Annotated in this window: 22 protein-coding genes; 13 read left to right on the top strand and 9 right to left on the bottom strand. The window is 37.8% G+C overall.

Going from position 1 to position 19370, the window contains the following annotated elements:
- Positions 1 to 10: 10 nt before the first annotated feature.
- Positions 11 to 1075, bottom strand: coding sequence for a branched-chain amino acid aminotransferase (locus FVB32_RS10590; protein WP_246139869.1), 1065 nt, complete (start codon positions 1073 to 1075; stop codon positions 11 to 13).
- Between the two features lie 193 nt (positions 1076 to 1268).
- On the opposite strand from FVB32_RS10590, the gene mnmD reads away from it, so the two are divergent.
- The 9 genes from mnmD (at position 1269) to FVB32_RS10635 (ending at position 10291) form a co-directional block, all read left to right on the top strand.
- Complete coding sequence (gene mnmD, locus FVB32_RS10595; protein ID WP_147743771.1) at positions 1269 to 1931, top strand: tRNA (5-methylaminomethyl-2-thiouridine)(34)-methyltransferase MnmD; 663 nt, start codon at positions 1269 to 1271, stop codon at positions 1929 to 1931.
- 136 nt (positions 1932 to 2067) lie between these two features.
- Positions 2068 to 3030, top strand: coding sequence for a TIGR01777 family oxidoreductase (locus FVB32_RS10600; protein ID WP_147743772.1), 963 nt, complete (start codon positions 2068 to 2070; stop codon positions 3028 to 3030).
- Between the two features lie 135 nt (positions 3031 to 3165).
- A complete protein-coding gene (locus FVB32_RS10605; RefSeq protein WP_147743773.1) occupies positions 3166 to 3741 on the top strand; it encodes a nucleotide exchange factor GrpE in 576 nt (191 codons plus the stop codon).
- A 6-nt stretch (positions 3742 to 3747) separates the two neighbouring features.
- The gene (gene dnaJ / locus FVB32_RS10610; RefSeq protein WP_147743774.1) at positions 3748 to 4863 is read left to right on the top strand and encodes a molecular chaperone DnaJ; all 1116 of its coding nucleotides are present in this window, start codon (positions 3748 to 3750) and stop codon (positions 4861 to 4863) included.
- Positions 4864 to 5046: 183 nt separating this feature from the next.
- Positions 5047 to 5985 (top strand): ABC transporter ATP-binding protein, encoded by a 939-nt coding sequence (locus FVB32_RS10615; RefSeq protein ID WP_147743775.1) that lies wholly within the window; start codon positions 5047 to 5049, stop codon positions 5983 to 5985.
- Complete coding sequence (locus tag FVB32_RS10620; protein ID WP_147745047.1) at positions 5978 to 7318, top strand: ABC transporter permease; 1341 nt, start codon at positions 5978 to 5980, stop codon at positions 7316 to 7318. The genes FVB32_RS10615 and FVB32_RS10620 overlap by 8 nt, the downstream gene beginning before the upstream one ends.
- Before the next feature lie 6 nt (positions 7319 to 7324).
- The gene (locus FVB32_RS10625; RefSeq protein ID WP_147743776.1) at positions 7325 to 8224 is read left to right on the top strand and encodes a mechanosensitive ion channel family protein; all 900 of its coding nucleotides are present in this window, start codon (positions 7325 to 7327) and stop codon (positions 8222 to 8224) included.
- Between the two features lie 50 nt (positions 8225 to 8274).
- On the top strand, positions 8275 to 9117 hold the full coding sequence (locus tag FVB32_RS10630) for a DUF6268 family outer membrane beta-barrel protein (protein WP_246139870.1): 843 nt from the start codon (positions 8275 to 8277) through the stop codon (positions 9115 to 9117).
- A gap of 10 nt (positions 9118 to 9127) precedes the next feature.
- The gene (locus tag FVB32_RS10635; protein ID WP_147743778.1) at positions 9128 to 10291 is read left to right on the top strand and encodes a sigma-54-dependent transcriptional regulator; all 1164 of its coding nucleotides are present in this window, start codon (positions 9128 to 9130) and stop codon (positions 10289 to 10291) included.
- 1 nt (position 10292) lies between these two features.
- Here FVB32_RS10635 and FVB32_RS10640 read toward each other — a convergent pair whose 3' ends face one another.
- On the bottom strand, positions 10293 to 11006 hold the full coding sequence (locus tag FVB32_RS10640) for a hypothetical protein (protein WP_147743779.1): 714 nt from the start codon (positions 11004 to 11006) through the stop codon (positions 10293 to 10295).
- A gap of 179 nt (positions 11007 to 11185) precedes the next feature.
- Here FVB32_RS10640 and FVB32_RS10645 point away from each other — a divergent pair, with 179 nt between their 5' ends.
- Both FVB32_RS10645 and FVB32_RS10650 read left to right on the top strand, forming a co-directional pair.
- Positions 11186 to 12070 carry a PPK2 family polyphosphate kinase gene (locus FVB32_RS10645; protein WP_147743780.1) on the top strand — a complete coding sequence of 295 codons (885 nt, stop codon included), beginning with the start codon at positions 11186 to 11188 and terminating at the stop codon, positions 12068 to 12070.
- Entirely contained in the window at positions 12067 to 13464 is a 1398-nt protein-coding gene (locus tag FVB32_RS10650; RefSeq protein WP_147743781.1) for a M28 family peptidase, read from the top strand. The genes FVB32_RS10645 and FVB32_RS10650 overlap by 4 nt, the downstream gene beginning before the upstream one ends.
- Positions 13465 to 13495: 31 nt before the next feature.
- Here the strand turns inward: FVB32_RS10650 and FVB32_RS10655 are convergent, their stop codons facing one another.
- On the bottom strand, positions 13496 to 14020 hold the full coding sequence (locus FVB32_RS10655) for a hypothetical protein (RefSeq protein ID WP_147743782.1): 525 nt from the start codon (positions 14018 to 14020) through the stop codon (positions 13496 to 13498).
- A gap of 224 nt (positions 14021 to 14244) precedes the next feature.
- Here FVB32_RS10655 and FVB32_RS10660 point away from each other — a divergent pair, with 224 nt between their 5' ends.
- Positions 14245 to 15177, top strand: coding sequence for a peptidylprolyl isomerase (locus FVB32_RS10660; protein WP_147743783.1), 933 nt, complete (start codon positions 14245 to 14247; stop codon positions 15175 to 15177).
- Positions 15178 to 15684: 507 nt separating this feature from the next.
- Here FVB32_RS10660 and FVB32_RS10665 read toward each other — a convergent pair.
- Both FVB32_RS10665 and FVB32_RS10670 read right to left on the bottom strand, forming a co-directional pair.
- Positions 15685 to 15879: a cold-shock protein gene (locus FVB32_RS10665; RefSeq protein ID WP_055397609.1), complete on the bottom strand. Its 195-nt coding sequence runs from the start codon at positions 15877 to 15879 to the stop codon at positions 15685 to 15687.
- A 93-nt stretch (positions 15880 to 15972) separates the two neighbouring features.
- Entirely contained in the window at positions 15973 to 16611 is a 639-nt protein-coding gene (locus FVB32_RS10670) for a peroxiredoxin (protein ID WP_147743784.1), read from the bottom strand.
- Between the two features lie 163 nt (positions 16612 to 16774).
- Between FVB32_RS10670 and FVB32_RS10675 the strand changes: the two genes are divergently transcribed.
- Positions 16775 to 17317 (top strand): YfiT family bacillithiol transferase, encoded by a 543-nt coding sequence (locus tag FVB32_RS10675; RefSeq protein WP_147743785.1) that lies wholly within the window; start codon positions 16775 to 16777, stop codon positions 17315 to 17317.
- A gap of 1 nt (position 17318) precedes the next feature.
- Here FVB32_RS10675 and FVB32_RS10680 read toward each other — a convergent pair whose 3' ends face one another.
- Genes FVB32_RS10680 through FVB32_RS10695 form a run of 4 tightly spaced genes read right to left on the bottom strand, consistent with a single transcriptional unit; the run spans position 17319 to position 19314 of the window.
- Entirely contained in the window at positions 17319 to 17840 is a 522-nt protein-coding gene (locus FVB32_RS10680) for a GNAT family N-acetyltransferase (protein WP_147743786.1), read from the bottom strand.
- Positions 17841 to 17850: 10 nt separating this feature from the next.
- A complete protein-coding gene (locus tag FVB32_RS10685; protein ID WP_147743787.1) occupies positions 17851 to 18171 on the bottom strand; it encodes a cupin domain-containing protein in 321 nt (106 codons plus the stop codon).
- A 35-nt stretch (positions 18172 to 18206) separates the two neighbouring features.
- A complete protein-coding gene (locus FVB32_RS10690) occupies positions 18207 to 18737 on the bottom strand; it encodes a DinB family protein (protein ID WP_147743788.1) in 531 nt (176 codons plus the stop codon).
- A 16-nt stretch (positions 18738 to 18753) separates the two neighbouring features.
- The gene (locus FVB32_RS10695) at positions 18754 to 19314 is read right to left on the bottom strand and encodes a thioredoxin family protein (protein ID WP_147743789.1); all 561 of its coding nucleotides are present in this window, start codon (positions 19312 to 19314) and stop codon (positions 18754 to 18756) included.
- Positions 19315 to 19370: the final 56 nt, after the last annotated feature.

Raw genomic sequence — 19370 nt, forward strand, 5'->3', positions numbered from 1 at the left:
CCTTTTTTATTTATACTTTGTACCGCCAGCCAAATTTATCTTCAGCTCGGTTGTATTGAATATCGGTAATTCGCTTTTTTAGTAAAGAAGCATAGCTATTTGTCAGTTCAGGCAAATCATAGTCGGTTTCTTTATAGCCAAAACCAGCAATAGGTGATACCACCGCAGCTGTACCAGCACCAAACATTTCCTTTAGACTTCCATTTTTAGCTGCTTCAACAACTTCGGTCACTGAAATTTTTCGAACTTCAGTCGCAATTCCTTCATCTTCTGCAATATCCAAAATACTCTTACGGGTAATGCCGTCCAATATACGATCACTGGTTGGCCCTGTTATTAAAGTATCGTTTATCCGAACAAATATGTTCATTGCTCCAGCCTCCTCAATATATTCATGGGTATTGTCATCGGTCCAAATAACCTGATTGTATCCCTTATCTATCGCCAATTGCGTTGGATAAAACTGTCCGGCATAATTTCCGCCAGCCTTAGCGTAGCCAACACCTCCATTAGCGGCTCTTGAATAATTCTCCTCGATCAGTACTCTTACCTTACCTGAAAAGTATGCGCCTGAAGGGGCACAAGCAATAATAAATTTATATTCATCTGCTGGTGAAGCATGAAACCCCGTTCCCGAAGCCAGGATAAAAGGTCGCACATATAAAGAACTTCCAGGGTTTTGCGGAATCCAATCACTATCCAATTGTAAAAGCGTAGTGAGTCCTTCCATAAAATATTCTTCAGGAAGTTCAGGTATGGCAATTCGCTTGGCCGATTTGTTCAATCGTTTAAAATTTTCTAATGGCCTAAATAACCAGATGCTGCCTTCATCGTCCTTATAGGCTTTCATACCTTCAAAAATGGATTGCCCATAATGGAATATTTTTGCGGAAGGATCCAGTGTCAAAGGCTGATATGGCATTATCTTGGGAGCATTCCACTTCCCGTCCTTATAATCACAGACTAGCATATGGTCGCTATAAACACTACCAAAAGGGAGATTGTCAAAATCAACCTCATTGATTTTTGAAACTTTTGCTTTTTCAACCATCACAGTATTTGTCATTGTTCCCATGCTTAAAGAATTTGAACCGATAAAATTAAACATTACGCAATAGCATTGCTTACTTTTAGATTAAAATTAAGCAGTTTCCGTCTGAAATTTTAAGATTTTCCCAATCTCTGATGGATTTAACATTTTTAATGCATCTTGTTTAAAAGATGGCAGAAAATGATGGCAATTATTGGTAATTATAGGATACAATATTTTGAAAAGAAGAATAATAGTAACAGGCGATGGGTCAAAAACAATCCAAATTGAAGATTGGGATGAACAATATCATTCCAAACATGGAGCTATACAAGAGGCCTATCATGTTTTTATAGAGCACGGATTGCGACTATTTAAAGACACTCATGTGCATTTGTTGGAAATTGGCTTTGGTACAGGGCTGAATGCACTGATCACACTGTTGGAAATGAAAAAATTAAACCTACAATTAGACTATGTTGGCGTTGAGGCATTTCCCGTTTCTTTGGAAGAAGTTGCAGCTTTGGATTATTGCTCCCAGTTGGATGCGTTAGACACTCAGGAGTTTTTTCAAAAAATGCATGATTCAACATGGGAAGAACGTATTTCCATTACCAAGGATTTTCATCTTACAAAACAGATGAAAGATTTTAAATCGATAAATGACATCAATCTGTTTAATCTTATTTATTTTGATGCCTTTGGCGCCAGGGTCCAACCTGAGTTATGGACAGAGGAGATTTTTTTTAGAATGTACCAGGCCCTTAAAGACGATGGGGTGCTAGTGACCTATGCAGCTAAAGGTAGTGTAAGAAGGGCTTTGCAAGCTGTTGGATTTAGGGTTGAAAGATTGCCCGGACCACCTGGGAAACGCGAAATGTTGAGGGCAATTAAAATTTAGGATTTTACTAAAGCAGTGTTAATTGATCGCTCCATATTATCATAAATTTGTTTAAAGTTTAAACAATTGTGTTAAACCTTAATTAATCCCTGAAAAACAGTGGTTTAATCCGTTAAATTTGTTTCAAAATGATTGTATGAAGGTGTTGATTACAGGTGCTACGGGATTAGTGGGCAAAGCCATAGTAAAGGCGTTGCACGAGAAAGGCATATCTGTGAATTATTTGACCACAAAAAGACAAAAAATAGGTTCGGCCAAAGATTTTAATGGTTTTTATTGGAATCCATCCAAAGGTGAAATAGATGTATCCAGTTTAGAGGGTGTTTCCGCGATAATAAATCTTGCTGGAGCCAGTATTTCCAAAAGATGGTCCTCAGCTTACAAGAAGAAAATACTTTCCAGTAGAATAGATAGCTTACGAACTCTGCGCAAAGCACTTGAGCAGATTGATTCCACTTCAATAAAATCTTTTGTTTCAGCTTCAGCGATTGGGATTTACCCCAATTCCCTTATCAATTATTATGATGAAAATGAAGCGGAGGTTGATGATAGTTTTTTAGGTGAGGTCGTAGAAAAATGGGAAAGTGAAATAGATACATTCAATACCTTTAATTTTAGTGTTTCCAAAGTTAGAATAGGTATTGTGCTATCAGTTTTGGGAGGAGCATTGCCTAAAATGGCACGACCTATTCAAAACTTTGTTGGGGCAGCCTTCGGAACTGGAAATCAATGGCAATCCTGGATTCATATTGAAGATTTAGCACAGATTTTTGTTTTTGTACTGGAAAATAAACTTGAAGGAGTTTTTAATGCAGTAGCTCCAAATCCAGTAACCAATGCGAAGATGACCAAGGAATTGGCCAGAATTCTCAATAAACCTCTAATCCTCCCGAATGTACCCGAGTTTGCAATGCAGCTTATTTTGGGTGAAATGTCATACCTGCTTTTTGCAAGTCAACGTGTTAGTTGTAAGCACATTGAGGAAAAAGGGTTTATTTTTCAACATCCCAATATAGGTGCTGCTTTTGAGAACCTTTTTTCACCAGGAAAAAAGGACAACGAATCACAGATGACTTCTATGAATAAGGAATTTGTTTAGCATTATTTAATAAAGGTATAAATAGACCCATCCGCCTATGGCGGATTTTTTTATGATTTCTTGTGACATTTTGACATTTTTAGACAATTGGCAGTACTTTTGCCACTTCAAAAAAGGAAATAAAATAAACGGTATATGAGCAAGAAAAGTAAGGTTGAGGAAATGGACGGGGAGTTGAATGATTCCCAAATAGTTGAAAATCCTGAACTGAGCAAGGAAAGCACGAATACAGAAAATGAGGTAGGAGCAGACACTGAAGCTTCTGTAGAAGATCAATTGCGTGGAGATTTGGCGAAGGAAAAAGACAAGTTTTTAAGACTTTTTGCAGAATTTGAAAATTTTAAAAAAAGAACTTCAAAAGAACGTATGGATCTTTTTAAAACTGCCGGTCAAGAAGTGATTGTTTCCCTATTGCCTGTTTTAGATGATTTTGATAGGGCACTTAAGGAAATTTCTAAATCTGAGGATAAAGAAATGTTTAAGGGAGTGGAGCTCATCAGTAATAAACTCAAAGAAACTTTAAAAGGAAAAGGCTTAGAGCAAGTGGAAGTTGGAGAAGGTGATGTTTTCGATGCGGAGGTTCATGATGCAATTACTCAGATTCCGGCGCCTAATAAAAAGATGAAAGGCAAAATAATAGATGTGGTCGAAAAAGGATTTAAGCTTGGAGATCGTATCATTCGACACCCGAAAGTGGTCGTTGGTAATTAAGAATTTATGAAGGAAGACTTTTACGAAATATTGGGCGTATCCAAAGGAGCATCTGCAGCTGAAATTAAAAAGGCATATCGGAAAAAAGCCATTGAATTTCACCCAGATAAGAATCCGGGTGATACCAAGGCCGAAGAAATGTTTAAAAAAGCAGCTGAGGCCTATGAAGTTTTAAGCGACCCAGATAAACGTGCAAAGTATGACCAATTTGGTCACGCTGCCTTTGAAGGTGGAGCTGGTTTTGGCGGTGGAGGCATGAACATGGATGACATTTTCAGTCAGTTTGGAGATATTTTTGGAAGCGCTTTTGGTGGCGGATTTAGTGGTTTCGGAGGTTTTGGCGGTGGACAACGCCGTGTAAAAGGAAGTAATCTTCGCATAAGAGTAAAATTAACATTGGAAGAAATTGCCAATGGTGTTGAGAAAAAAGTAAAGGTCAGGAGAAAGGTACAGGCAGAAGGAGTTACGTACAAAACATGCCCAACATGTAACGGAAGCGGACAGGTCACGAAGATTACCAATACGATTCTTGGGCGAATGCAGACTGCGACTACGTGTAATACATGCGGAGGAGCTGGTCAGTCCATTGATAAGAGGCCTAGCGGAGCAGATGCACAAGGGTTGAAGACGGAGGAGGAAACGGTTTCCATTAAAATTCCACCAGGTGTTGAAGAAGGCATGCAATTAAAAGTTTCCGGTAAAGGAAATGGAGCCCCAGGAAATGGAATTCCAGGGGATTTATTGGTAGCCATAGAAACCGTTGAGCACGATACGCTAAAAAGAGAGGGTGATAATCTTCATTACGATCTATATATCAGTTTTTCGGAAGCCGTTTTGGGCAGTTCAAAAGAGATTGATGCCGTGGGAGGGAAGGTGAGAATAAAACTAGAGCCTGGAATTCAATCTGGAAAAATACTAAGATTAAGAGGCAAAGGAATATCCAGTATTAATGGGTATGGTAGCGGTGATTTGTTGGTACATGTGAACGTTTGGACCCCACGAGAACTCAATAGGGAGCAAAAAGAGTTTTTTGAACGCATGCAGAATGACGAAAACTTTGTGCCAAAGCCTGAAAAATCGGATAAGTCCTTTTTTGAAAAGGTTAAAGATATGTTCTCCTAGCGCATAAATGCTTTTCTGTTTAAATAAAAAACGTATATTTGAAACTGATGTTGGGAAACCAGCATCTAATTTTCTTTTTCATAGCAATTTTTTTCCCATCCTTGATTTTTTAAGGGTGGGTTTTGTTTTTAAAGGCGTAGTGGTCTTTTTGGGCAAATACATATCTTTGAAAAAATTGTTTAAATGGATAACATCCTTGTTGCCAAAAACGTCTCCAAATCCTATGGAGATTATACTGCATTGAGCAACATCTCACTTGAAATCCCAAAGAATTGCATTTATGGGCTTTTGGGCCCTAATGGGGCTGGAAAGACCACTTTTATTCGCATCATAAATCAAATAACCTACCAAGATTCAGGAGAAGTTTTGTTTAATGGGAGCCCCTTACTGCCGGAACATGTTTCGCTTATCGGATATTTACCAGAAGAAAGAGGACTTTATAAAAGCATGAAAGTAGGAGAGCAGGCGTTGTATCTGGCCCAACTTAAAGGTCTTTCCAAAAGCGAAGCCAAAAAAAGATTAAAATATTGGTTTGAACGCTTGGATATTGGCGACTGGTGGAATAAAAAGATTCAGGAGCTTTCTAAAGGAATGGCCCAAAAAATTCAGTTTATTGTAACGGTTTTACATGAACCCCAATTGCTAATTTTTGATGAACCTTTTAGTGGATTTGACCCTATAAATGCAAATATTATAAAGGATGAAATCCTACTGCTCAAGGAGAAAGGGACCTCTATTATATTTTCTACCCACCGGATGGAGTCTGTGGAAGAACTTTGTGATCATATTGCCCTAATACATAAATCAGAGAAGATTTTGGACGGTAAACTCTCCGAAATTAAAAAAGCATACAAAAACAATATCTTTAATGTTGGCTTGGAAGTAGCACAAGAAGGAGAAGAATTTTTAAAAATCCTTGAAGAACGTTATCAAATTTTGACTTCAAGTTTTGATCCAAATGAAAAACAATTGGATTTTACCGTCCAACTGCCATCTAACAACACGGCTAAGGTTTTGTCCGACTTATCAAGTAAAGCAAATGTCAATCGCTTTGAAGAAACCATTCCTTCAGCCAATGATATCTTTATTCAAACCGTAAATAATAAGGAAAATGATAGATAAGCTGGGGCTAATTATTAAACGGGAGTATTTGGCCAAAGTGAGAAATAAATCGTTCATCATAATGACGATTTTGAGTCCTATTTTAATAGTGGGAATGATTGTGCTTATTGCTTATCTCACCAAAATAAATGACAGCGAGAAAAGAGTCATTTCAGTACTAAATGAGAGCCAATTTTTCAAAACGGAGTTTAAGGCTACGGAAAGCATGTCTTATGTGCTTTTTGAGAATATTTCACTACAAGAAGCTAAGGATTCTACAAGTTCATTGGGATACTACGGATTACTACACCTCCCCAACAAATCACAAATAGAGGGGGTTGCCAATGCCTCATATTTATATACTAAGGATAATCCCAACACTAACATTACACAGCGTTTGGAAGGTGTTTTTCAGAAAAAACTACGACAAAAAAGACTTGTAGATTTAGGAGTCTCAGTTGAGCAGTTTTCAGCGGTGGAAGAACCTTTTGAAATTAACTTGGCGACTTTTGAGGGCGCAAAAAGCGTTAAAGGGATTAATGAGATAAAGGTATGGATTGGTGGTTTGTTTGGCTACGCAATTATGATGTTTATCATCATATACGGAACCTTTGTAATGAGAAGTGTTATTGAAGAGAAAACCAGCAGAATTATAGAAGTGATTATTTCATCTGTCAAGCCCTTTCAATTAATGCTGGGTAAAATAATAGGGACGTCCCTAGCTGGGATAACACAATTTGTTATTTGGATTATCTCTGCCTCGCTATTACTATTTCTTGTTGTGTTGTTTTTAGATATTGACTTGGGCGCTATGGCTACAGAAAACACCATGACTCGGGGAAATATGAATGCTGTGGGTCAATTTCCTGCCTCGCCAGATAGCGACATGATGTTGTATGCCATGGAAATCATGAATATTCCTTGGGCACTTTTGATAAGCTCTTTTTTAATCTATTTTATTTTAGGATATTTTATTTATAGCTCTATTTATGCTTCAATTGGTGCGGCTGTGGATAACGAAACGGATACGCAACAATTTGTTTTTCCAGTAATTTTACCCTTGATGTTAGGCATTTATGTGGGATTCTTTTCTGTTTTTGGAAACCCCCACGGACCTGTGGCGGTAGGATTTTCCTTATTTCCGCTAACATCACCAATAGTGATGCTGATGCGACTTCCGGGGGGAATTGGAGAAGGTGGAGTACCTTTGTGGCAGTTTATACTGTCCATTGTTTTACTTATCATGGCATTTTTAGCCATTGTATGGTTAGCCGCCAAAATTTATAGAGTGGGCATATTGATGTATGGTAAGCGACCTACATATAGGGAATTATTTAAATGGTTACGATATTAAAGAACTATGCAAGAAGAAACCAGCGAAATAAAGGAAATTATCCGAGAAGATATTTGGGGATCTATTAAGGATTTTATGAATCTTGGCATCCACCTTGGAGAAGGGGAGAAATCCATTCACCTTACAGTTGGTCTGTTATTGCTTTTGACTATTGCCTTTATCGTTACAAAATTCCTGCTTAAATGGTTGAGATATCTATTCACCCGCAAAATGGAGCAGGAGGATAAACAGAAATTTTCCAGTGTTTTTAAGTTTATCAATTATGTAATTTATCTGGTGGTGGTCCTGGTCACATTAAGTGCAGCTGGGATAGATATCACGCTTATCATTACCGCGTCGGCGGCACTCTTCGTAGGATTGGGATTGGCACTTCAAGAATTATTCCAGGATATTCTTGGCGGTATTTTTATTATAATAGATAAATCCCTTCAAGTAGGCGACATTGTTGAGGTAGATAGTAAAGTGGGTAAGATTTTTGAAATTAAATTGAGAACTACAAGGGCGATTACTCGAGATGATAAGGTAATTATTATTCCAAATCACAAATTCATTAGCGATATCGTTCATAATTATACCCAAAACCATAGAACCACTCGAGAAAGCGTAAAGGTTGGTGTGGCATATAGCAGCGATGTAGATTTGGTTACCAAATTATTGGAAGAGGTGGCCGCTGAACAAAGACAGGTGCTAAAAAACCCAAAGCCTTTTGTGTTGTTTGATGATTTTGGAGATTCGGCACTGCATTTTTCCCTTCATTTTTTCACCAACGATAGTTTTGGTGATCCTAAAATCAAAAGTGATATTAGATATAAAATAAATACGAAGTTCAAGGAAAATAACGTTAGCATTCCGTTCCCGCAACGAGATGTTCACATCATGCAGCATCAAAAACCTCAAGAGAAATAAAAACCGCTACATATCATAAAGTAATTTGGGCACTAAGTTTAACCCTTGGTATGCTCTTTTATCATTCAGGAACTTGTCAAAGCTCGGATATTTTTAAGTTTGAATACCTTAATATCCCAGAAAATGATACTGGAATAAAAACGCAACGTTATAAAGCGCTTTTTAACTTGCCCATTAAGTTGAATGAAAAGAAGGATTACCTCATTACGGGTTTGGAGTATAATAAATTGGATGTGGGATATTCCCAGAACTTTCCTTTTGATCAAAGCGAATTGATTCGATTTCACGTTGTGGATTTAAACCTCGGATTCATTACCAAATGGAACGAAAATTGGAATTTTGTAACAATAATAACACCAAGGTTTGCATCAAATTTCACCAGCGGCACCATAACTGACGATTTCTTTTTTAATGCCACAGCAACCTTATGGAAAGAGAATCAAAAAGCAGAAAAACCCTTTAGAATTGTGCTGGGATTGTCTTATAATAGCACCACCGGTTTACCCATCCCATTGCCTTTGATTAGTTATTACCGAAGGTTTCATCCAAAATGGTCCTATACATTGGGTATTCCCAAATCTACATTTAAACACCATGTTGCCAAAAAACACACTTTGGAAATGGCATTATTATTGGATGGGTACTTCATAAATATCCAAAACAATATTCCTTTACAGAATAATCAAGTGGGGTCAAAGATTTCTCTTTCAGCTTTAATTGGAACATTGGGTTATCAGTACAACATATCAAAACGCATGTCCATATATGCAACAGTAGGTAGATCTTTGGTTCAAGAAGGAAAACTACGAAGCGATGATAGAAAAGATGTTTTTGTATTAAATGACGAAGCAAATATCTATATTAGAACAGGCTTCAAAATTGGAATTTTTTAAATAGGAAAGTATGTCAAAAATATTGGTAATAGAAGATGAATCGGCAATCAGAAGAGTGTTGGTCAAGATTTTAAGCGAAGAAAGTGATTCCTATAATGTAAATGAAGCAGAGGATGGGTTAAGGGGGATTGAAGCAATTAAAAAGGAAGATTTTGATTTGGTACTGTGTGATATTAAAATGCCAAAAATGGATGGGGTAGAAGTCCTTGAAGCAGCCAAAAAAATAAAGCCAGAGATTCCTTTTATTATGATTTCTGGACATGGAGATTTAGATACAGCGGTAAATACGATGCGTCTTGGAGCCTTTGATTACATTTCTAAACCACCAGATTTAAACCGATTGTTGACCACTGTTAGGAACGCGTTGGATAGAAAGGAGCTGGTGGTTGAAAACAAAATTTTGAAAAAAAAGGTCTCCAAAAACTATGAAATGATTGGGGAGAGCGATGAGATAGGTGTTATTAAGGAAATCATTGAAAAAGTGGCGCCTACAGATGCGCGTGTGCTTATAACAGGCTCAAATGGTACAGGAAAAGAACTGGTGGCCCACTGGTTGCACGAAAAAAGTCCAAGGTCATCAGCTCCATTTATAGAAGTTAACTGTGCGGCAATTCCTTCGGAATTGATAGAAAGTGAACTTTTTGGTCATGTTAAGGGGGCGTTTACGTCGGCTGTAAAAGATAGAGCGGGTAAGTTTGAGGCCGCAAATAAAGGAACCATTTTTCTGGATGAGATAGGAGACATGAGTTTGTCTGCCCAAGCTAAAGTGCTTAGGGCACTTCAGGAAAGTAAAATTTCAAGAGTAGGCACGGATAAGGATATTAAAGTAGATGTTCGCGTTTTGGCCGCCACGAACAAAGATCTTAAAAAGGAGATAGAAGAAGGTAGGTTTCGCGAAGATTTATACCATCGTTTAGCCGTTATTCTCATTAAGGTTCCCGCTTTGAATGATAGGCGCAACGATATTCCTATGTTGATTGACCATTTTTCCCAAAAAATAGCCTCGGAACAAGGAACTACACCCAAAGATTTTTCGAAGAAAGCTCTTGAATTATTAAAAGGGTATGACTGGACAGGAAATGTTCGTGAACTACGCAATGTAGTGGAACGATTAATTATACTTGGCGGTAAAGAAGTATCCGAAGAAGATGTAAAACTATTTGCAAGCAAATAAGTTAATCTATCGAGCACTCCCCTAATTTCACAAGAGCATCTTGTGTAATGGTTTTAACTCGCTGATGATACTGCTTTTTTGGTTCAGATAGTTCTGTGTTTAACAGAATAAGTCTGGCTTCTTCATGAATTTTAGAGATAAACCTAGAAGCTTCTTGGCATTCCACCCCTTTCACCACTTTATCCAAAGAGGTCTCAAAACCCAATAAACAGTCATGTACTTTTTGACGTAAAAGTTCACCTTGGGGCAATAGAATACCACCTTGACTATGTATAGCATCTTTAGTATTTAAAACAAGTGTGGCATTGCCATAAGAACTTGAGAATTCCTGTTCAAAGATTTTAAGCACTTTAATACCTATCTCTGTACTTTCCAATGCCCTGTGCAAGGATTTTTTAGAAGTTTCCTGAGATTCTGCTATAGTAGCTTTTTTAAGATGGGAGAGGGTTTTTTCAAGACTTTCAATGGTGCCTTCACATCCGCAATCTATAAAGTTAAATTTGGTTTTTTCAATACTGTTTAATGCCTTGTATGCAAAATACTTGGACATTTCAAAATCATCTGCAACTATAGCGGCTTGCGTCTGACTTTTTATGTATTCCAAATTGGAATTAGCATACTCACATGCATTCCGAGTAGTGAATGAAGTCATTAATAATAGGCTAAGAACGCCTATAATAAAGACTATAAAGAGAATAATCTTTTTTGTTTTCATAACGCTAGATTTGGGACTTTGCGTCTTATGTTTCCTACTAAATTACAGGAAGAATCGTTTGGAAGTAAAAAATAATCGATAAAACACGATCTAAAACTATAAGATGTAAAAAGGATCGTTGAACTGCAGTTTTTAAGGGATGGTTGAATGAATGACCAAAAAAGGCTATATTCATTCTTATGGAAAAAGTGGAAATAACCTCCTATCAAATAAAGAACCCCATAGAATTGTCGAAGAAGAGCACCTATGAGGATTTTAATAAGTCAGAGAAGGAGCTAAAAAAGGATTTAGAGCATATTAGAGAAGATTTGGGCAAGTTTCAGGACATGCTGTATGCTCATGGAAAATATGGAGTGCTAGTATGCCTACAAGGAATGGATACTTCCGGTAAGGATAGCCTAATTAGAGAAGTTTTTAAGGATTTTAATGTAAGAGGGGTAGTAGTACACAGTTTTAAAGTGCCCACCGAACTGGAATTGAAGCATGATTATCTTTGGCGCCACTATATAGCTTTACCGGAACGTGGAAAGTTCAGCGTGTTTAATAGAACACATTATGAAAATGTATTGGTTACCAAGGTGCATCCTGGATATATTCTCGGAGAGAATATTCCGGGGATTGAATCTGTATCCGATATAGATGAGGCTTTTTGGGAAAACAGATATCGACAAATAAATGATTTTGAAAGGCATATAGCGGAAAACGGCACCTTGATATTCAAATTCTTTCTTCATTTATCCAAAGAAGAACAGCGTCAGCGATTATTGAGAAGATTACGATTAAAAGAGAAAAACTGGAAGTTTTCTGCAGGAGACCTCAAAGAACGAAAGTTGTGGGATGCCTATCAAACCTGTTATGAAGAAGCCATTAACAAAACCTCAAAAGAGCACGCTCCTTGGTATGTAGTTCCAGCTGATAATAAAAAAGCCGCCCGTGTAATTGTTGCATCCATTTTATTAGAAGCGTTAAAAAAACATAAAGATGTGCAAGAACCAGAGTTGGAGGAAAAAATAAAGGCTAATTTAGAAAGCTTTAAACAAGAATTGGAAAAAGAAAACGAATGAGAACAACCTTACTTTTAGTCTTTTTATTGGCAAGCACCCCTTTTTTCTCACAATCTGATGATGAAAAACAACTAAAGGCAATTTATGACCTCGCCCTGACCAAAGGAAAAGCCTATGACTGGCTAAATCACCTATCGAATCAGATTGGAGGCCGGTTATCTGGATCTGTACAGGCCCAACAAGCTGTGGACTATACAAAGGGACAATTAGATTCTATGGGACTGGATAGGGTATGGTTACAACCCGTAATGGTGCCTAAATGGGTGAGAGGCACCCCTGAGTTTGCCTATATAGAAACAAAGCCAGGACTCACTACCAATGTTCCCATTTGTGCCCTTGGCGGATCAGTGGCAACCCCAGATGGTGGGTTAAAAGCCAATATCATTGAAGTACAGGGCATAGAAGATTTAGAAAAGCTGGGGAAAGAAAAAATATCAGGCAAGATTGTTTTTTACAATCGACCTATGGATCCAACCCAAATAAGCACATTTGCGGCCTACTCAGGCTGTGTGGACCAGCGATATGCTGGTGCAGCAGAGGCAGGAAAATATGGAGCGGCAGGGGTTATTGTGCGTTCCGTAAATTTACGTTTGGACGATTATCCCCACACCGGCTCTATGAGTTATGGAGATACTCCAGTTGCCAGTCGTATTCCAGCTGCAGCGATCAGTACTAATGCAGCGGAACTACTAAGTACTACACTTAAACTGAACCCAAACATAAAGTTCTATTTCAAACAAAATTGCAAGCAATTTGAAGATGTGGAATCCTATAATGTTATTGGAGAAATCAGAGGAACGACCTATCCAAATGAAGTTATGGTGGTTGGCGGACACCTAGATTCTTGGGATTTGGGAGATGGATCTCATGATGATGGTGCTGGCTGTGTACAGAGTATGGATGTGCTACGCTTATTGAAAATATCTGGATACAAACCAAAACGCACTATTCGAGCGGTATTGTTTATGAATGAGGAAAACGGACTTCGCGGTGGAAATAAATATGCAGAGGTTGCACAACGTAAAAATGAAAAACATGTATTTGCCTTGGAGAGTGATTCAGGCGGATTTACGCCAAGAGGCTTTTCTTTTGATTGCTCTGAGGAAAACCTAAAACAAGTGCAGGGTTGGAAAAGTTTATTCGAACCTTATTTGATTCACATGTTTGTTAAAGGCTATAGTGGTGCGGATATAGGCCCATTAAAGAGTGAAGGTTTGGTTCTTGCAGGCTTACGGCCAGATTCCCAGCGCTATTTTGATCACCATCATGCAGAAAATGACACTTTTGAGCATGTAAACAAGCGTGAATTGGAATTGGGGGCGGCAACCATGGCCAGTTTGGTGTATTTGATGGATAAATATGGAACTATTCCATCCACAAAGATTAAAGGATAGAGAAATTTTATAATAGTTAAGTCAGTTTTGTTTATAACGGATGCACTAATGCTTTGGCAAATTCAAGTACGGTGTCTTTATCAAAACAATTACGAGCTCCGTTATGTGCCTTGCCGTTAACTTCTACATAAACGGTGAAAGTACCTTTGACTGTTTGTATGATCGCTGAGTCCAGTTCTCCAAACTGAACAGAGATAAGAGCAAAACCATCATCACCTATATCATCAGCGACTAAATAATTGCCCAGTGCAACTGCATCTGCTTCTTCTTGATTAAATGCTTGCTTGGCGGCAACTTCTGAAAAATGATTGTACACTCTAATGGAAACAAGATCATCAAAGGGGTAGGTATCATCATTTTGGTCAGCGTTGCAGATATCTACGGGGATGGTATTAAATTCAAAATGGCCCGCAGCCAGACCACAAAAATCATTCATCCTAACGTTGGCCCAATATTCGGAACAGTTGAGACTGTTTTCAGGTTTTTGTTGGCTATTGCCTTTACAGCTGATTAGTAATGTCAACAGTGAGATTACTAATAAAGGATATTTTTTCATAACTATGAATTTATGGATAGATTTTGCTCTAAAGGTCGGAGGTTCTTAAAGTTACAAAAAATTGATGTATGCAAAAAAAACCTTATTATAAAGCGATTATCGGAAGTTAGTTTTCCAAAATAGCTCAAGAATTCAATTTGCAAATTTGATAAAAGTCCAACACTTAAAAAACTGTATCTTTGCGCCCTAAATTCGAGAAATCGAATAATCAAATAATAAAAGCAATGCAAGAAGGAATCTACGCAAAATTCAATACAACAAAAGGGGAGATTTTAGTAAAATTGACTCATGATAAAACCCCAGGGACTGTGGGTAACTTTGTGGCCTTGGCCGAAGGGAATATGGAAAATAGTGTTAAACCACAGGGAAATCCTTATTATAATGGGTTGAAGTTCCACCGAGTAATCGCCGACTTTATGGTTCAAGGAGGATGTCCTCAAGGAACCGGAACAGGTGACCCAGGTTATAAATTTGATGATGAATTTCACTCAGAGTTAACGCATAGCGGCCCTGGAGTGTTATCTATGGCCAATGCTGGACCGGGCACCAATGGAAGCCAGTTTTTTATCACGCATGTTGCGACACCTTGGTTAGATAACAAACATACCGTTTTTGGTCATGTGGAAAGTGGGCAAGATATAGTAGATGCTATTGCTCAAGGAGACGCTTTAGATACGTTGGAAATTGTTAGAGTTGGAGCAGAAGCAGAAGCGTGGAATGCCATAGAAGCTTTTAGAAATTTTGAAGGTGCTCGTGAAAAAAGAATTGCAGAAGCCAAGGCGCAAGCAGAAGCAGAAATGGAAAAATTGGCAGCAGGATTTGATACTACAACGAGCGGTCTACGCTATAAAATGATTCAACAAGGAAGTGGTACTCAAGCAGAAAAAGGGAAAACTGTTTCTGTTCATTATGAAGGGAGCTTAACCAACGGACAGGTATTCGATTCTTCTTATAGTAGAAATCAACCTATCGATTTTACTTTGGGAGTTGGGCAAGTGATTCCAGGCTGGGATGAAGGAATAGCTTTGCTAAAAGTAGGAGATAAGGCACGTTTTGTAATTCCATCGCAATTGGCATATGGAAGTGCTGGTGCCGGAGGTGTTATACCGCCAGATGCTACCTTAATATTTGATGTGGAGTTAATGAATGTAAAATAGGCTGACTAATAAAACCTATTTCCTATAAGATAAAAAAGCTTCCAAATTTGGGAGCTTTTTTTATTTTGATCTATTTACACTTACCAATAACAAACAAAGGTTAAGGGCAAGTAATAAAAGCAATACGACAAAAAAGGTGCTCATTTGTTCAAGATTTTGTTTCTGGGGAACTTATCTTTATAACAACCGAACGCAGAAATACCCTACTATATTGTCTTAGGATATTTTCCTTTTATTAGAGATTAAAAAATCTGTAGACTAAAAACTACTTTTTAGAACTGTTTACACTTAGCAGCAGCAATACAATATTAATGGCGAGCAAAACGGAAAGGATTGCAAAAAAGGTATTCATAGTGTTGTCTGTTTAATGGTTGCTGGGGAACAAGTTTGTTTAAGCTTTAGATTATGAAATGGCAATTGGTTGCGTAATCTTTAAACAAAATTGTAAACAAAAAAAACCCCGAGCTGTGCTTGGGGTTTTGTTTTATAAAAAAGTGTACTGTAACCTTAATCTATAACTTGTACGTTTACGGCGTTCAATCCTTTTTTACCTTGCTGTAGTTCGAATTCTACTGCGTCACCTTCTCTAATTTCATCGATTAAACCTGAAACGTGTACGAAGTGATCTGTGTTTGAACCTTCTTCAGTGATAAAGCCGTAGCCTTTTGAATCGTTGAAGAATTTTACTGTTCCTTTACTCATTACTAAATGTTAAATAATTAAATGAGCCGCGAAGGTACGTTTAATTTATGTAGATATCGTTTTTTTTCCCTTTTTTATTTTCTGATATTGTGATTATGCCGTTGGATCTGGGGTTAAACGCAAATAAGGTTTTACTTCTTCTACACCTTTAGAAAAGATTTCTTTGGCCTCTTCTGTTGGTATTGCGGGACTAACCACAACCTTTTCGCCATGTTCCCAATTGGCTGGGGTAGCCACTTTATGATGGGCAGTTAGCTGTAAGGAATCCACAACACGAAGTAATTCATAAAAATTACGCCCTGTGGAAGCTGGATATGTCAAAGTCAGTTTTACCTTTTTGTCTGGACCTATGATGAATACTGACCTAACTGTAAGCGTATCATTGGCGTTCGGATGAATCATATCATACAAGTCAGATACTTTTCTATCCTCATCTGCAACAATGGGAAAATTGACAACTGTATTTTGAGTTTCGTTGATATCCTTGATCCATTCCGCATGAGACTCTGCTCCATCAACACTCAAAGCCATCATTTTTACATTTCGTTTTTCAAATTCTCCCTTAAACTTGGCAGCTGTTCCAAGTTCTGTGGTACATACTGGAGTAAAATCTGCTGGATGTGAGAACAAAATTCCCCATCCATCACCTAAATAATCATAAAAATTGAGAGTTCCTTGGGAAGTTTCTGCTGTAAAGTCTGGGGCTGTATCGCCTAATCTGAGTGTTGCCATGAATACTATTTTAAGATTGAATTTTTATTGACATACAAATTTAATGGATCATTAACATCCATGATTTTATGGCCGTTAAAAGTGTATTAAAGTTTTATTTTTTCAAATGATTTTGGTCATGTTTCTTATCATGTACAACATCAAAGTTTGTTATTTTTAACCTATGGAAAAAGATATTTTAGAAAAGCTTCGGTATCCTATAGGTACTTATGAAATTCCTCAGCCAATAACCAAGAAGCATTTGGAAGATTGGATTGCTATTTTAGAGCATTTACCTCAAAGATTGGCAGATATGGTTACACCGCTATCTGAAACCCAATTGGAAACCCTATACAGGCCAGAAGGTTGGACAGTAAGACAAGTTGTGCACCATGTTTCGGATAGTCACCATCATAGCTACATACGATTTAAGTGGGCGCTTACGGAAGATAATCCAATAATCAAACCCTATATGGAAAAGGGCTGGTCCAACCTGTTCGACGCAAAATCTGCTCCAATACAAATGTCCCTTGATCACTTAAAAGCAGTGCATGCCAAACTGGTGTATCTTTTAAAAGGACTTTCACCAGACCAACTGCAAAGAAAGTTTACGCATCCGGATGGTAATGAAGAAACAACACTAGAAGAAAATGTGGGCCGCTATGCTTGGCACGGGAGTCATCATTTTGCGCATATTGAGAATCTGATCAAAAGAGAGGGCTGGTAGCCTAAAGCACCTTGGTTAGCACCCACATCGGTTTCTCTGCACGAACAGCCCCAGGGATTGTAAGCTCGCTTTCTTTTTTTATTTGAAATCCATTTTTTAAATAAAATTGGATAGGTCCTCCTTTCTGCATGGTATCCAACCAAAGGATTTTCTTTCCCATATCTTTAGCATATTTTTCAATCAGTGCTAGTACTTTTTTCCCCAAACCTTGACCAGAATACGCTTTTAAGAGGTATATTTTTTGAGCGAGCAAAGCTTCCTGGGCACTATATTCATCCAAGGGTGAGTTTAATACCAATTTGACAATGCCAGCTATAGATTTGTCAACCTTTATCAAGAAGAGTTTCAAATTATTGTCTTGTATATCCTTGGAAACCACTTTCTGGGTAAAACTACGACTGATATACGGATTGGGGTTTCGACCTTCCCAAAGATGTAAATAGTGTTCATTATATGATTGTGTGCCTACTTTAATATAGTCAGATATTGTGGCTTCAACTAAAGGTTCTAGAATTGCTTCCATACTCTAAAGATTATGGGTTTTCGCCCCCTTCCGGACCATAAAATAATACCCAAGTGGCAAAATCATCTGTAAAGTCCTCAAATCGATGCACTACTCCGGCAGGAACAAATAAGAAATCACCTGGAGCAACTGCTGTTCTTACACCATCATTTAAGAATTCGCCTGATCCAGATACAACAATATAAACTTCGTCTCTAGTGTGTGGTTGTTGTAAATCCACTTTATCTGGTTTATACATTTCAACGGAGAGGGTTCCATGCTCAAATAGCGTAATAAAAGGGGATTCTTGCGCTGCAAGCTTTTTAAGTGCCTCTTTAGGATTGATTTTCATCTTTCTATCAAAAGTTAGTTTATCAAAATCAGTTTTTATTTTTTGTCCCGAAGAATCGCTAGATATTTAGTCCAAGGGCCAACTTCAATTTTATAATTCTTTGCCATTACCCGTGTTATTTGGTTGATATGCCCCAAATCATGCACTACCCAAGTTGCCAAAAGTTGTTTAAGTGTCACCTCGCCAAACTCAGGGTGTATCCCTTTTCGTTCTAGCGTTTGTTCATCAATAGATAAGGCTTGCAACTTTTGAATGTTTTCAGTTCTCAATTCCTCAAATTCGGCAAGCAATTGTTTCAAAGTTCTACTACTGCTATTTTTGAGTTGGGCAAATCTGTCGAAGGGTACAAAGGCTTTGTCTTCGTTCTCACCTAGAATAATTAAAGCACGGGGAATCCAATCAGTTTTCTCACCATGAATTAAATGTCCAACCACATCATATGGGCTCCAGGTATCCACGCCTTCGTTGGTTTTTATCCATGTTTCTGGAAGGTCCTTCAGCAAATTTGAAATGACTGAAGGTGTTTTGGTGAGTATCTGTATGCTTTCCGTTATATTAAACTCCATTTATTTAAATCTTGAGTCAACTGGTTACCCATTTTATATTGCAACCAATACTAGGTTTTTGATCTTCGGCAATTTGTTCCCCGTTTAAAAGTGCTTCTATGGCACTCCGGAGATCTATTCCGGTTAAAGAAAGTTCATTTCCTGGCCTGGAATCATCCAATTGTCCACGATATACCAATTTCAAATTCTCATCAAACAAATAAAAATCGGGAGTACAAGCTGCATCGTAGGCTTTGGCTACTTCTTGGGTTTCGTCATATAAATAAGGAAATGAATATCCGACCTCCGCAGCTTTTTGTTTCATTAAATGTGGAGCATCTTGGGGATAGTTGATGACATCATTGCTAGAAATTGCAATAAACCCAATTCCTTTATCCTTATATTCCTTGCCAAGTTTTGAAATCTCTGGGTTTACATGAATTACAAATGGGCAATGATTACAAATAAACATGACAACAGTTCCCTTTTTGCCCTTTAAGTCCTCAAGAGTATATGAGGTATTGGAAACCGTATCTATCAGCATGAAAGAGGGCGCTTTAGTTCCCAATGGTAACATATTGCTAGGAGTTCTAGCCATGATTTTGATTTTCTAAGTTAAACTATTCTAGGTTCCATATTTTGGTGCAAAATGAC

The organism is Flagellimonas hymeniacidonis, from assembly GCF_008040165.1.
Lineage (GTDB): Bacteria > Bacteroidota > Bacteroidia > Flavobacteriales > Flavobacteriaceae > Flagellimonas > Flagellimonas hymeniacidonis.

What these genes read in the sequence shown, in the direction of transcription:
- FVB32_RS10590 (WP_246139869.1), bottom strand. Translation starts at nt 1,075, where the DNA reads ATGGGAACAATGACAAATACTGTGATGGTTGAAAAAGCAAAAGTTTCA.
- FVB32_RS10600 (WP_147743772.1), top strand. Translation starts at nt 2,068, where the DNA reads ATGAAGGTGTTGATTACAGGTGCTACGGGATTAGTGGGCAAAGCCATA.
- FVB32_RS10605 (WP_147743773.1), top strand. Translation starts at nt 3,166, where the DNA reads ATGAGCAAGAAAAGTAAGGTTGAGGAAATGGACGGGGAGTTGAATGAT.
- dnaJ (WP_147743774.1), top strand. Translation starts at nt 3,748, where the DNA reads ATGAAGGAAGACTTTTACGAAATATTGGGCGTATCCAAAGGAGCATCT.
- FVB32_RS10615 (WP_147743775.1), top strand. Translation starts at nt 5,047, where the DNA reads ATGGATAACATCCTTGTTGCCAAAAACGTCTCCAAATCCTATGGAGAT.
- FVB32_RS10625 (WP_147743776.1), top strand. Translation starts at nt 7,325, where the DNA reads ATGCAAGAAGAAACCAGCGAAATAAAGGAAATTATCCGAGAAGATATT.
- FVB32_RS10630 (WP_246139870.1), top strand. Translation starts at nt 8,275, where the DNA reads ATGCTCTTTTATCATTCAGGAACTTGTCAAAGCTCGGATATTTTTAAG.
- FVB32_RS10635 (WP_147743778.1), top strand. Translation starts at nt 9,128, where the DNA reads ATGTCAAAAATATTGGTAATAGAAGATGAATCGGCAATCAGAAGAGTG.
- FVB32_RS10640 (WP_147743779.1), bottom strand. Translation starts at nt 11,006, where the DNA reads ATGAAAACAAAAAAGATTATTCTCTTTATAGTCTTTATTATAGGCGTT.
- FVB32_RS10645 (WP_147743780.1), top strand. Translation starts at nt 11,186, where the DNA reads ATGGAAAAAGTGGAAATAACCTCCTATCAAATAAAGAACCCCATAGAA.
- FVB32_RS10650 (WP_147743781.1), top strand. Translation starts at nt 12,067, where the DNA reads ATGAGAACAACCTTACTTTTAGTCTTTTTATTGGCAAGCACCCCTTTT.
- FVB32_RS10655 (WP_147743782.1), bottom strand. Translation starts at nt 14,020, where the DNA reads ATGAAAAAATATCCTTTATTAGTAATCTCACTGTTGACATTACTAATC.
- FVB32_RS10660 (WP_147743783.1), top strand. Translation starts at nt 14,245, where the DNA reads ATGCAAGAAGGAATCTACGCAAAATTCAATACAACAAAAGGGGAGATT.
- FVB32_RS10665 (WP_055397609.1), bottom strand. Translation starts at nt 15,879, where the DNA reads ATGAGTAAAGGAACAGTAAAATTCTTCAACGATTCAAAAGGCTACGGC.
- FVB32_RS10670 (WP_147743784.1), bottom strand. Translation starts at nt 16,611, where the DNA reads ATGGCAACACTCAGATTAGGCGATACAGCCCCAGACTTTACAGCAGAA.
- FVB32_RS10675 (WP_147743785.1), top strand. Translation starts at nt 16,775, where the DNA reads ATGGAAAAAGATATTTTAGAAAAGCTTCGGTATCCTATAGGTACTTAT.
- FVB32_RS10680 (WP_147743786.1), bottom strand. Translation starts at nt 17,840, where the DNA reads ATGGAAGCAATTCTAGAACCTTTAGTTGAAGCCACAATATCTGACTAT.
- FVB32_RS10685 (WP_147743787.1), bottom strand. Translation starts at nt 18,171, where the DNA reads ATGAAAATCAATCCTAAAGAGGCACTTAAAAAGCTTGCAGCGCAAGAA.
- FVB32_RS10690 (WP_147743788.1), bottom strand. Translation starts at nt 18,737, where the DNA reads ATGGAGTTTAATATAACGGAAAGCATACAGATACTCACCAAAACACCT.
- FVB32_RS10695 (WP_147743789.1), bottom strand. Translation starts at nt 19,314, where the DNA reads ATGGCTAGAACTCCTAGCAATATGTTACCATTGGGAACTAAAGCGCCC.